We start from the raw sequence: 12,100 nt of genomic DNA on the forward strand, positions 1-12,100 counted from the left end.
CGATACAACCTGCCGCATAAAAGTTTGATCATACTTAAAGGCCCTACCGCCCTTTTTACGAACTAATACTGTGTTTTTATCCATGTTTTACACTTTTGAAGGTGTAAACCTTTTTTAGGACGTGACCTAGTATACAGGGCAGATAAATGGCTTAATTATAGTGGCTGAAGAGGGAGATGCTGTTGAAGGGAGTGACACAACGGGGGTTGAACAGAAATACTTTTGCTGGTGCCCCTATTGCCTGTTTTATACCCTTAGCCAGTCACAATCAACAGCATAGGCATATACCCAATCTTAATACAGTGTAGCAGTATTGCACAAAGGTTTTTGGGGTTTTGTAGGATATATTCGTTTATATCGTATTTTTATGCCCATTTTAATAACTACATCATAAGCTATATGAGTAAAATTACAGCCGCCATTACAGCGGTGGGTGGATATGTTCCGGAATACGTACTGACGAATAAGGAACTCGAAAAAATGGTTGATACGACGGACGAGTGGATCATGACGAGGACCGGCATCAAGGAAAGACATATCCTGAAAGGTGAAGGCAAAGGTACATCCGACCTCTGTGTTCCCGTAGCTTTGGAGATCTGTAAGAAGAGGGGCATTGAGCCCGACGAGATCGACCTCTTGATTGTGGCTACTGTAACGCCCGACATGGTTTTCCCCAGCACAGCTAACGTAGTTACTGATAAAATAGGTGCTAAAAAAGCCTTTGGCTTCGACATCGGCGCAGCCTGTTCAGGCTTCCTGTATGCGCTGGACACTGGCGCACGTTTCATCGAGAGTGGCCGTTACAAAAAAGTAATGGTTATTGGCGCCGACAAAATGAGTTCTATCATTGATTATACAGACAGAACTACCTGCATCATCTTTGGCGACGGCGCCGGCGGCGTACTGCTGGAGCCAAACGAAGAAGGGCTGGGCCTTGTAGACAGCATCCTGCGCAGCGATGGCCATGGCCGGGAGTACCTGCACATGAAAGCTGGTGGCTCTGTTAAACCAGCCAGCCACGACACGATCGATGCACGCGAACACTTCGTTTACCAGGAAGGTAAAATGGTGTTTAAGTATGCGGTATCTAACATGGCCGGTGCTGCTTCCGAAATCATGGAGCGTAACCAACTGAAAGGCGAAGACGTAGCATGGCTGGTACCTCACCAGGCCAACATGCGCATCATCAGCGCCACGGCAGCCTACCTCAACGTTCCGGAAGAGAAGGTGATGGTAAACATTCACCGTTACGGCAACACTACCGCAGGTACTATTCCTTTATGCCTGTGGGATTGGGAAAAACAACTGAAAAAGGGCGACAACCTGGTACTGGCTGCATTTGGTGGCGGTTTTACCTGGGGCGCGAGCTACATTAAATGGGCTTACGATTCTAAATAATAATACGCAAAACATCATATTTAAAAAGACCTCCGTCGCGTTAAGCCATGGAGGTCTTTTTTTTGTGCTAAAAGAAGCCGGGAGCCTCGTTAATGAAATCGTCGGTCTGGTAAAACTCATACAGATCTGTTCCGCAAAAGGGGCAGAAGCGGATGTTGATGTGCATCACCTTCGTATCGTCGTGATCGTAGCCCGGGGTAAAGTAAAAACGGTATAGGTTCGTTTTGTCCAGCCTCCCCTCCGGACTATACTTTACTACCCTGAAATTCATACCGGTCTCTCTTGGGGCATTGTGCCTGATGCCCAGCCTGGCGCAACAAAAATTCTCCATCGATTAAGTGCTTTGGGTTAGGATTAAATGGCGTGATCTGGTATACAAGCGTATATCTTATGCTTCCACCAGCCACCTCCCGGTTCTGCGGGGATGGGTGTAACAGGTGGTAAATAAGGGGTTTACTCTAAAACAAGATCCGTAACAGTTTGCGTTTATAATTGAGTGAAAACATTCTAATTTAACTAAAATACGTTTTTTACAATACAAAACACATAGCTATATCAACTTATGGCAGGGTTTGTTACCAGCGGGGGAGATATGAAGGAATCCTAACGGAAGAGGGTTGAGTTAGTGGGGTGATGACAGGTAACAATCAGTAAGAACTGGCAACGTAGATATATTGGGGGCACTGGTGGTGTTAACACAAACTCACGCTCTGTCTATGGTGCAAAAAAATGGCGGTGTATACACCGCCACTCTGCTATTCTATCAATTTCTGTTTTTCAAATGTTCGTATCATCCCGTTATCAACCTTCGCCGCCTCGGGTACATACCGTGTTTCTACCGGCGTGCCCTGTGCCATACGGCCAGTAGTGGCTAATGCCGCCAGGGCTTTCTTTACGCCATCCTCATTCTCGTTCCCGAAGTCGTACCGGGGATCATCCTGCGCGGCTACCTCTGCCTCCATGCCCTCAAAGTATTCTGCATTACCGGCGCTGTTCTTAATCAGGAAGCTCGACATGTATACGGAGTACTTATCGATATTGATGGCGAAGAAGCCTACCGGTTTGCCGTAAGTTTTGGAGCCGATGGTTTTAACGTTCAGGTAAGGTTTTAAGGCATTGATTACCAGCTCGCTGGCCGATGCTGTATTGCGGGTTACGATGAAGTACACATGGGTAACACCTTCCAGCGCTCCTGCTTTGGCAAACTTCATGGTATTATCTGCTACCGAAAACGATACGTTGTAGTAGGTAGCGGTTTCGCCGTTGCTCAGTTTCCTGGGGGTACCATCCTCATTATACAGTATCTGCTGTTTAAGGATAGGTGCTTTTTTGGTACGGAGCAGTTCATTATAGGACTCTGTATATGCCACTTTATCGTTCAGACTTGCGGGCGCTATCAGGTTTAACAGGTGTTCCGCGGTGTTAACATAACCGCCGCCATTATAACGAAGGTCTATGATCAGCTTTTTCACACCTTTCTGACTAAAGTTGGCAAACGCCGCATCCAGCGATGCCTGAGCTTTAGACAGGCGCGAGAAACGGGCTATGGCAATATAACCAACGTTGCCCGTCAGCACGGCCGACTTTAACACCGGGTTACTGGTATAACTGGCCTTAGACAAATTATAAGCCGCTACGCTGTTATCAGCTTTCTGCACGGTAAGCGCCATCGAGGGATTATTAAACGCGGTCGTCAGCGATGAACTGGATGAAGTAACGGGTACACCATTAATTGTAAGTATCTTATCTCCCCTTACCAAACCTGCACTGGAAGCGGGCGATGCGGGATTTACGAATAACACCCGGATATCGGTAGTGGCTACTGCGCCCAGTTCAAATCCAAAGTCATCCCCCTTTTCCTCGAGGCTTACACTGCCCATACGACCACCGTTAACGCCTTCTTTATTAACCACATAGGAATATTTGGCGTTCGCAGGCGAGAAGGTATTGTATTCGTATGGTTTATTGGTAGCAGGGTTCACGGCCAGTTGGGAAATGGCGAACATCTCCTTGGTCAGGCTGGCCAGGTCGGTGCTTTCGGTATTATATTTCCGGGGAGTAAAATCACTGTAGTTGGCGGGTATCTTATCATACCACAAGTACACTTCTCTGGCATAGAGGTAAAGGGAATCCAGCGAAAGTTCGCTCCGTGTGCCTGTTGTTGGCGCTCCGCCGCCTCCATTGCTGTCATCGTCGCCCGGTCCGCTCTTTCCTTTCTTACAGGCTATGGCCGCGCTTAATAACAGGAAGCACAGGCCGGTCTTAAAAGACTTCATTTTCAGTCGGTTTAAATAAATCATATTAACCTTTATAAAGATAAGGTATCCGGGGCATATTACTCCTCTCGTAATACGGGAAAGCCTCCCCAACAGTTGCTCTCCGTTAATAACGCAGAATTACGGCAAAAAATATATGCAGAAAGGCCCCGTTTAAACCAGGGCCCTTCTGCTTGGGGTAACAGCTAAAAAAGTACAGAATAAATCTACTACTGCCTGTAATACCTGAAGGTCAGGTAAGGGTAGTTAGTAGGCAGGTAAGTAGCGTTCGGCGTGCCGCCAGAGTAAATGTCCTGCAGCTCTACAATGTAGATCCTGCTTGGAGAATACGTGATCCTAAGCGTCAAAGGCTGACCGTTTTCTACGAGTGGCAGCGCTTTGTGATTGGAAAAATCGTAGTTATACCAGCCTGGTGTGGTGGTGTTAACCGTGAAATTTGTGGTAGATGTACGGTTGAAGCCGATTTTTGCTCCAGTACCGATAAGGGTCCAACTGGTGCTGCCGCTGATGCTGCCAAAAGCAGTAGTAGTATACTCCAGGGTAGCAGTAGTATCTACATACACGTCAGCATTAGCTGTACCGGTAAAACGGAGGTCCCAGTCTACAGCGTTAGTACCATCATTGGTAGCAAAGCTGTAGTAGTAAACCTGGTTAGCATTGTGGGGAGGGTTACCTGTACCGCCGGCAGTACCCTGCAGGAAGTCGGTTACCTGGTAAACTTCACCATCGCAATCAAGCGCCAGTGTACCGAAAGTATTGGTGTAAGTAAACGCTGCACTTCCGCAGGGTGATACGGATACGGCTGTTTCATCGGATAAACGCAGGCTCTCGGGGGTAGCATCGCTCTCTTTTTGACAGGAAGCGGAGAATACCATAATTGCGCTAACTGCGATTACACTAAACAGTCCGCCAGCTTTTTTTGTAGTTTTGCCCGCTGATACGGGGGCTTTTTCCAGGATTTGCATTTTTTTGAGAAATTTTAATGTTTAAATTCAGGTGATGTTCGCCCGGATCAATCCGGGAATCCTGCACTGCAATGCGGGGTTCCTTTTTTATTTCCGGGTAAATGGTTCTTCGCTGTTACCACCGGGGTATATTGATTTTACTGTACGCTTAGGTTAACCTCGTTTTTCGATAAGGGTTACTGAGGTTCTCAAAAATCCCGGCAGCCGGAGCCGCCGGGCTATTAAATGTCTATTCTATTACTGTTAATATTGGTCCGGGACCAGTTACACGCACCCACGTAAGTACGTCTTTTATTTTATACCCTATTTCTACCCTATTGTAAGCACCAACCGGCGAACCAGCGGATATACGATAGGTAAGAGAAGTGGCCGATGCGCTCACCAGTTCCAGCGGGTAATACACGAAATCATTGATGTTCCTCACCTGCCCGTTGGTTACGTTTTCCAGGCCGGTGCCGGTTACGGTAAAGGTTTCGCCTACTTTCAGCCTTAATGAGGCGGGCAGTGCGGCGGGTACTGGTACGGGCGGGGGAACTTCATCCAGATAAATGAAGCTGCGGGCGCTGGTTGCACTACGGCCACCGCTTACGATTTTCAGTTTATACCAGCCTGTATCCAGCCCTGTAGCCGGTACATCGGCCGTAAGGGTTACCGCTTCGAGGTTGCTGTTGCTGATGGTTAATATTTTCAACTGTTTCATGTCGCCTTCAGCAGGCACCAGGTAAACTTTGGTCACATTGGTATCCGGCAATACACCTGTAAGGTAACTGCCCAGATTAAGTACCGACTTCAGCGTGCCCTTAATATCGGCACCTTCTTTAATCGTTATATCAGGCTGACTTACTACCAACTGCAATGTATACGTAGCGGTTTCGCCGTTTTCGGCAGTAACGGTATACACCACGCCACTGGCAGGTACTATGTTTTTACCGGAAGCCGGGCTGATCACCGCATTCTCCGATACGGTAATTTGCGGGGCCAGCGAGTCGGGCAGGGGCAAATGTGATGGCCAGTAGAGATAAATTTTACCATCACTTACACCACCAGTTAATTTGGTGCTGGCATTGGCATTTACACTAAAAGCCGTTATCTCTTTAAAAGGATATTTTTCGTATTCGGTTTCCTTTGTGCAGGCGGCCACTATCAGTAACGAAAAGGCCAGGAGCGCAATATACTTGTTCATGGAAAATGTGTTAAGGGGCGATGATTTTTACTTTGTTTTTTAACGTTACTTCCCTGGCGTAGTTACGCACTTTAACGGTGTATAATCCGGGAGCGGCTTTGTCCTGCATAGGCATAATGAACGTAAACTCGGACAGGTTATAACCGCTGGTGTTTACGCCAGAGTGACCGTACATCGGCACTTCCACACCCGCACTATTTATAAAAATCACCTCTGGCCTGATATAAGGAGCCGCCAGTTGCAGAAAGTTCTTACCAGTAAGCTTCACATTCGTTTTTACATCGGACGATACACTTGCTTTTAGTTCCACCGGGTTAGCCGCATCAGGCGACAGTTCATCTACCGCAATATCCGGCTGATGCACTTCCACAAACAAGGTGTAGTCGGTTGATCCCCCATTTTTACCTGTCACCTTGTATTTAAACGTACCGGGGTTAAACACCTGGAACAACACACTGTCTACGATAGTGCTGCTGCCTGGAGTTACAGTGGCGCCTTCAGACACTTTAATTTCCGGCTGCAGGATGTTCATAAAGAGGTGATACGGCAGGTATACTTTTACTGATTTCTCCGCATCATTAATCACGCCGTAGATCGGATCGCCGGAGAGGTTCACGATCTTATACTCCAGCATCCTGCTGGTAGAAGGAGCTGGCGGCTCTACCACATCTGTTTTGGTGCAGGCGGAAAATATACAGGCCGCCAGTACGAAAAAGAGATATTTACAATACTTCATGAATGAAATTGGTTTTTATTTGATATCCAGAATCTTAGTGCCATCCTTTTGTATGGCATACTTAAAAGAAATGTAACCAGGTTTGTAAGAACGGGTAGGCAACATGGGCGCGCCTTTGTACACGCTGTACACCACCAGTTTTGCGTAGTTGCCTTTTGCAGTACGTACAATCACTGTACGGGGCAAAGTGTAGGATACGTGGCCAACAGAATCTGCTGGTTTATCAGGAAATAGTTGTCCGTAAAAATCATAGTACGCCCAGCCATCTTCACTGCCGCTGAAATAATCCAGTCCTATTACTTTATTCGTCTGGAACTGATCGTCCGCAGGCGCTACTTTTACTTTCGTAAATGCTTCGTCGAACAGGCTGCGTGCCGGTACGTTTTTGATGGGCTTATTAGGTGCATCATAATACTGCGCATCAATCTCCGCATCTTTTACCAGGTATATACCACCTTTTCCGGGACCGCCATAACCTGGCGAGTACAATGCTTTACCGTTATTGCAGGCAATATTGCTATTGTAAGTACCATTAAAGGCGATGTCCCAGTTCGCTGTTTGCAGCTGGTTTTCCGGTATCACTTTGTTATCCTCCAGGCTATAGTATAAAGGTTTCGCCTGCGATCCTGAATTAGCCACAGTATCTGCCGCTACGTTCGCAAGTGTGTATACGCCGGTTTTTACGATCGTGGTATCTACCGGACCCGTACCTGGTTCTATTTCGTCTTTATCACCACTGGAACAGGCGCTCAGGGAGATAATAGCCCATAGAAGTAAAGGGAGTGTTCTTAAATTCATCTTATCAGCATTTATATTTTTACTACGGTGTTTTAAGATTGCGGCTGCCATCTTCCTGTACAAAATACCGGAAGGTGAAATAAGGCGCGGGCCAATGCAGATCTGTAACTGCAGGCGGATTGCCCTTATACACATTGATCAGTTCCAGTTTGGCGAACTTACCTTCTGCTGTAAGCAACACGAACGTGCGGTTGCGGATAGCAATGGCGAGGTGTGTTTGCAGCGAATAGAAATACCAGCCATCGTTATACGGTTGTGGATATCCGTCCCATCCCACAAAACCGAGATTGTTCGTTTTCATTTCTGCTTCGGTGGGCGCTTGTGTTACCGAGGCGTAGGGCTTATCTACCATCACTATTAAACCTTTGCCCGCACCACCATAACCAGGGTTACGGCCATCGGTGCCACTGTTGGGATACACCAGTGCATTGTATACGTCGGTAAAGGCAATGTCCCAGCTATTGCTTTGCCGGTTGGTGGCGCTGCTGTCCCACGACTGTTGTTTGCCATTAAAGCGGAAGAAAAAGGGCTTGAAGGGGCGCATCACTTTACCATCGGCGCCTTCGCCAACAGAGGCTTCTGTATCACCCGCGAGGTCGTATATCACCGTGCTTACGCCATCTTCGTAAGTATCTTTTTTAACATTATTATCTTCTTTTTTGCAGGCCGCAAACAGGAGGAGTGTTGCCAGCAAAGCTGTTCTGGTATGCATATTTTATTCTTTTATCTGGTTGATCCGTTGGGTGTTACCCGTAAAGCGCCATTTGGCTCCCAGCATTACGATGCGGCCGGGTTGTGCGGGCATCAGCATATCGGTATAATCCATCAGGTTGTCTACCGTCAACTGTACCGATAGTTTATCTTTCACCAGTTTCTTTTCCAGCGATGCGTTCAGCAGGTAATATCCATCGATGAACGTATCGTATTTGTCGAGAAAGCGGTTGTTATTTGCGTCGTCGTACCCGGCCTTACCACGATAGTTCACACGAAAGGTGGCGCTCATACCCAGTGGCGCGTATTCATAAAACACACGCACATTGCCCATGTGCCGCGAGCGGTTTTCGAGACCGATATAATCAGACGCTTTTGAGGCGCGGGTTTCACCGGTTTCGTTGTTGCGAACTTTATTATAGGGATAACGGCCGCTCTTCACAGAATCGATCATGCCCCTGTCTTTTGCATATAATAACTGGTAACCGGCGCTTACTTCAAGACCTTTAATACCCGCCCAGCTAACATTGGCTTCCATCCCACCAGTAAATGATTTCTTCAGGTTGATGTACGACCATACCGGCTGAAAGTTCGTTTGCGTAGCCACCTGCACCGTATTAATAAAGTTGCTCAGATCGTTGTAAAATCCGCTCACCTCTATTTTCACCATTTTAACCGGCGTGAGTGTAATACCCAGGTTGTACGATACAGATGTTTCGGGCTTGAGGTCGTTACTGATCGTTTTGGCAATGGGCCTGATCTCACTGATTTGTCCATTTGCCTGCATACTGGCCAGCACACTTGCTGCCTGCTCTACCCCCACTACCGTGTAACCCGCCTGTGGATTGGTAAACACCTGGAAACGTTCTTTAAAACCGGGTGTTTTGTATCCCGTACCTACCGCTGCTTTAATGTCTAAAAAGGAGAAGGGCGAATAATTAAATCCAATACCTGGGTTGATGCGCCCTCCGTAATAATTATGATAATCGTAGCGGAAACCCAGCCTGGCGCCGGCTTTAACGCCAGGCTTCCAGTCGCCCTGCATATAGGCAAAAGCGGCTGACATAGCGTTCCCATTTATGAATTCGTTGTGCGCCATGGTTTCCAGGTTGCCGCCTACGCCGCCTGTTACCGAAACCGTGTTGCTGATGTTATTAACCGTTTGTACTTCGAGCCGGTGGAAATATTGGGCAAACTCGTTGCGCTGCAAAGTAGCTTTGCCGTTGCTTACCCGCTGGTTGCTTTCATAACGCGTAAGGTAGTACTGCGTTTTCAGCTTCCAGTTGTTACTGATGGACGATAACAACGCTACCGATCCATTCAGGTCACTTTCGTTCATTTTGTCTTTGTTCGCCGCCATGCCTGTGCCATACACCGATTCGTTTACCGAGGTACGTAAAGCACCCCTGCCCGTAAAACTTAACGTGTGTGCCGGCCCCAGTTTATAGCGCATGCGCCCCTGCATACTGTAACTATTGTAAGGCGGGGCTGTTACACCCTGGGTCAGGTACGGGTTTACATTAAACCCATCGGTATGAAAGAAGTTAAGTGATAACGAGGCATCCGCTTTACCAGCCGCAAAAGGTGTTTCTCCTTCCAGCGTGATATCGGTATTATTCTGCGTTCCATACCTTACCTGCGCCATTGCCTGGCGGCCATTGGTAATGTTTTGTCTGGTGATGATATTGATAACGCCTCCCAGCGCTTCGCTGCCGAACAAACAGGAAGAGGCGCCCTTTACGATCTCGATCCGTTCGATTTCCGATACAGTAATGCGCGACAAATCAAAGTTGCCACTGTTACGCCCGATCATGGGCTGCCCGTCGATGAGCACCATGATATAGGCCGAACCTAAGCCCTGCATTTGCACGCCCACTGCTCTGGAACCAGCGCCAATGTCGCTTACCAGGGCAAGGCCCGTTTGTTCGCGCAACACTTCGTCCAGCCGGCGGCTGCCCATCATGTCGAGCGCTTTTTTACTGATAACAGTTACTGGCATGGAGGCTTTACTGGTAAGAGGCTCCATACGCACAGCCCTAACATCAACCCCCTGCAATGTTTTCACATGCAGAGAACTGTCCTGGGCATACGTTTGGAAGCAAACCAAGCAAAGCAACATGCATTGCAGAGATTTGTCAATACGCATTATGTCGGAAATTACAACCGGCGGAGGCTGGGCTAAATTGAAATTCCAGAATAGCAGGCGGATGCTACAATGGTCTTATCGGGTGTTCGGGGCGGAGTATTTGAACGATGCAAAAATAGGAAGCAGGTTATATAGATCCTATGCGAAACGGGAAAACGATTTACGCGATCGGGAAATCTTTGTCGTAAATTAGTAACCTATTATTTCTTTTATGACAAAAACAGACGCTCCCAAACCCGCAAAACTCTGCTACAATCATATTGGTGGCAAACTAGGTACCCTGCTACTCGAAAACTTCATCGAAAAAGGCTGGATTGCCAAAGGCAATTCGGAGGATAAACATTATGAGATAACGCCTGAAGGCGAAAAGGGCTTCAAGAAACTGGGGATTGACCTGGCGGAGGTGAAGTAGCGTATGTGCGGTATGCTTCGCTTAGACGTGGGTTGCAGAAGCCTTAGATGACCGGTGTATACATGGCGTGATGCCTAATGTCTTTGACTAGATGATGAATCTTTAGGAACAGGCGGTGTATACATCACGGTAATATATAAAGACCGGCGCCACTCAACAGCACCGGCCGTATAAATGATCTTAAATCTCAAACACCATCCCGCGCTGCATCAGCTCACCATACTTCGACTTGTCGAACCGGTAAAGGTTCGCTCCTTTTTTGGAAGTACTCTTATCCTTCTCATCCAGCTTCTCTAAAATATCCATCGCTAATATCTTTTTTCTGAAGTTACGTTTATCCAGCGGGCGCTGGTAAATCTCTTCGTAAAGGTTACGCAGCTGTGGTAAACTGAATTTCTCTGGTAATAATTCAAACCCGATCGGATGGAAATGGGCTTTGTCGCGCAGTTTCATCAATGCATCGGTTATCATCTGCCCATGATCAAATATCAGATCGGGGATTTCCTGTAAAGTAAGCCAGTGCGCATCATATTCAGCCGATAGCTGTGGTAAATGTTCGCTGATACGGATTAAAGCATAGTAGGCAACAGATATTACCCGGCCGCCTGTATCGCGGTTTACGTCGCCATAGCAATGCAGCTGGTCCATGTAGATATTGTCAAGCCCTGTATTTACCTGTAGTACGCGGGCGGCGGCATCGTTTAAGCTTTCGCCATCGTGTACAAACCCACCCATCAGCGACCAGGCGCCATGGTAAGGGGCAGGCAAACGCTTTACGATCAGCAGTTTAAGCTGGCCATTCTCAAACCCAAAAATGATACAATCTACTGCCACCATGTGCCGGGGCGCACCGGTGTAAAACGAGGTAACACTCATACGTGGTAATTATAAAATTCAAATTAGTTATTATGGTTGATAAATTATCCTCAGATCCTCACTTTACTCCGCGAAAACTCAATATAATCGGTATTAGGCACTTTAACAACACCGGCCTGCCTTAACAGGGTGATTACCTGCCCGCGGTGATAGGTAGAATGGTTAAAGAGGTGGTATAAAGACTGCCATACCAGCGACTTACAATTCACCAGCCTGCCGTTACGGTACTCCATCGTATGCTCCAGCCGCACCTGTGTAGCCTTGTCGGTAAAATCACGCAATGCTTTTGACTGCAATAAGAACTTATCTGCAAACCCGGCGAAGCTGCCCTCGTATTGCGGTATCAGCGAACGCTCGGCCATCATGAACCGCTGGTACCATAACGCCTCTATGCCCCATATATGGTACACCGTTAGCCGTAACGAAGGATAACTGCTGACAAAGGGCTTATCCAGTATCTCATCCGGCAATACGAGTAATGCTTTGCAAATACACTGGTTGGCCCAAATGTTATAAACTGCGGCCTGTTGAAGTAGTTCCTTCATGTATATTTGTGTTTTATCAGCATTCTCTATAAATGTAAGCGTTCCCCCTGTAAA

The 12,100-nt window shown here is 47.4% G+C and carries 12 protein-coding genes; 2 read left to right on the forward strand and 10 right to left on the reverse strand.

The window, feature by feature from the left end; translation table 11 throughout:
• The first annotated feature begins 399 nt into the window (after nt 1-399).
• Nucleotides 400-1,398: a beta-ketoacyl-ACP synthase III gene (locus QZT80_RS16770; RefSeq protein ID WP_295124475.1), complete on the forward strand. Its 999-nt coding sequence runs from the start codon at nt 400-402 to the stop codon at nt 1,396-1,398.
• 67 nt (nt 1,399-1,465) lie between these two features.
• Here QZT80_RS16770 and QZT80_RS16775 read toward each other — a convergent pair whose 3' ends face one another.
• The 8 genes from QZT80_RS16775 to QZT80_RS16810 form a co-directional block, all read right to left on the reverse strand.
• Nucleotides 1,466-1,729, reverse strand: coding sequence for a hypothetical protein (locus tag QZT80_RS16775; RefSeq protein ID WP_295124478.1), 264 nt, complete (start codon nt 1,727-1,729; stop codon nt 1,466-1,468).
• Nucleotides 1,730-2,153: 424 nt separating this feature from the next.
• Entirely contained in the window at nt 2,154-3,674 is a 1,521-nt protein-coding gene (locus tag QZT80_RS16780) for a S41 family peptidase (protein WP_295124481.1), read from the reverse strand.
• Nucleotides 3,675-3,883: 209 nt separating this feature from the next.
• Nucleotides 3,884-4,639 carry a hypothetical protein gene (locus QZT80_RS16785; protein ID WP_295124483.1) on the reverse strand — a complete coding sequence of 252 codons (756 nt, stop codon included), beginning with the start codon at nt 4,637-4,639 and terminating at the stop codon, nt 3,884-3,886.
• A 229-nt stretch (nt 4,640-4,868) separates the two neighbouring features.
• Nucleotides 4,869-5,822, reverse strand: coding sequence for a hypothetical protein (locus QZT80_RS16790; RefSeq protein WP_295124486.1), 954 nt, complete (start codon nt 5,820-5,822; stop codon nt 4,869-4,871).
• Nucleotides 5,823-5,832: 10 nt separating this feature from the next.
• The gene (locus tag QZT80_RS16795) at nt 5,833-6,558 is read right to left on the reverse strand and encodes a hypothetical protein (RefSeq protein ID WP_295124489.1); all 726 of its coding nucleotides are present in this window, start codon (nt 6,556-6,558) and stop codon (nt 5,833-5,835) included.
• A gap of 15 nt (nt 6,559-6,573) precedes the next feature.
• The gene (locus tag QZT80_RS16800) at nt 6,574-7,356 is read right to left on the reverse strand and encodes an HmuY family protein (protein ID WP_295124492.1); all 783 of its coding nucleotides are present in this window, start codon (nt 7,354-7,356) and stop codon (nt 6,574-6,576) included.
• A 22-nt stretch (nt 7,357-7,378) separates the two neighbouring features.
• The gene (locus tag QZT80_RS16805) at nt 7,379-8,068 is read right to left on the reverse strand and encodes an HmuY family protein (RefSeq protein WP_295124495.1); all 690 of its coding nucleotides are present in this window, start codon (nt 8,066-8,068) and stop codon (nt 7,379-7,381) included.
• 3 nt (nt 8,069-8,071) lie between these two features.
• Nucleotides 8,072-10,186 carry a TonB-dependent receptor gene (locus QZT80_RS16810; protein WP_295124498.1) on the reverse strand — a complete coding sequence of 705 codons (2,115 nt, stop codon included), beginning with the start codon at nt 10,184-10,186 and terminating at the stop codon, nt 8,072-8,074.
• 238 nt (nt 10,187-10,424) lie between these two features.
• Between QZT80_RS16810 and QZT80_RS16815 the strand changes: the two genes are divergently transcribed.
• On the forward strand, nt 10,425-10,625 hold the full coding sequence (locus QZT80_RS16815; RefSeq protein WP_295124501.1) for a hypothetical protein: 201 nt from the start codon (nt 10,425-10,427) through the stop codon (nt 10,623-10,625).
• Nucleotides 10,626-10,805: 180 nt separating this feature from the next.
• Here QZT80_RS16815 and QZT80_RS16820 read toward each other — a convergent pair whose 3' ends face one another.
• Both QZT80_RS16820 and QZT80_RS16825 read right to left on the reverse strand, forming a co-directional pair.
• On the reverse strand, nt 10,806-11,501 hold the full coding sequence (locus QZT80_RS16820; RefSeq protein WP_295124504.1) for an NUDIX domain-containing protein: 696 nt from the start codon (nt 11,499-11,501) through the stop codon (nt 10,806-10,808).
• A 50-nt stretch (nt 11,502-11,551) separates the two neighbouring features.
• On the reverse strand, nt 11,552-12,046 hold the full coding sequence (locus tag QZT80_RS16825) for a DinB family protein (RefSeq protein WP_295124507.1): 495 nt from the start codon (nt 12,044-12,046) through the stop codon (nt 11,552-11,554).
• Between the last annotated feature and the right edge of the window lie 54 nt (nt 12,047-12,100).

Source organism: uncultured Chitinophaga sp., from assembly GCF_902168175.1.
GTDB lineage: Bacteria > Bacteroidota > Bacteroidia > Chitinophagales > Chitinophagaceae > Chitinophaga.

Excerpts from the sequence above, each read along its gene's own strand:
- QZT80_RS16770 (WP_295124475.1), top strand. The coding sequence starts at position 400 with ATGAGTAAAATTACAGCCGCCATTACAGCGGTGGGTGGATATGTTCCG.
- QZT80_RS16775 (WP_295124478.1), bottom strand. The coding sequence starts at position 1,729 with ATGGAGAATTTTTGTTGCGCCAGGCTGGGCATCAGGCACAATGCCCCA.
- QZT80_RS16780 (WP_295124481.1), bottom strand. The coding sequence starts at position 3,674 with ATGAAGTCTTTTAAGACCGGCCTGTGCTTCCTGTTATTAAGCGCGGCC.
- QZT80_RS16785 (WP_295124483.1), bottom strand. The coding sequence starts at position 4,639 with ATGCAAATCCTGGAAAAAGCCCCCGTATCAGCGGGCAAAACTACAAAA.
- QZT80_RS16790 (WP_295124486.1), bottom strand. The coding sequence starts at position 5,822 with ATGAACAAGTATATTGCGCTCCTGGCCTTTTCGTTACTGATAGTGGCC.
- QZT80_RS16795 (WP_295124489.1), bottom strand. The coding sequence starts at position 6,558 with ATGAAGTATTGTAAATATCTCTTTTTCGTACTGGCGGCCTGTATATTT.
- QZT80_RS16800 (WP_295124492.1), bottom strand. The coding sequence starts at position 7,356 with ATGAATTTAAGAACACTCCCTTTACTTCTATGGGCTATTATCTCCCTG.
- QZT80_RS16805 (WP_295124495.1), bottom strand. The coding sequence starts at position 8,068 with ATGCATACCAGAACAGCTTTGCTGGCAACACTCCTCCTGTTTGCGGCC.
- QZT80_RS16810 (WP_295124498.1), bottom strand. The coding sequence starts at position 10,186 with ATGTTGCTTTGCTTGGTTTGCTTCCAAACGTATGCCCAGGACAGTTCT.
- QZT80_RS16815 (WP_295124501.1), top strand. The coding sequence starts at position 10,425 with ATGACAAAAACAGACGCTCCCAAACCCGCAAAACTCTGCTACAATCAT.
- QZT80_RS16820 (WP_295124504.1), bottom strand. The coding sequence starts at position 11,501 with ATGAGTGTTACCTCGTTTTACACCGGTGCGCCCCGGCACATGGTGGCA.
- QZT80_RS16825 (WP_295124507.1), bottom strand. The coding sequence starts at position 12,046 with ATGAAGGAACTACTTCAACAGGCCGCAGTTTATAACATTTGGGCCAAC.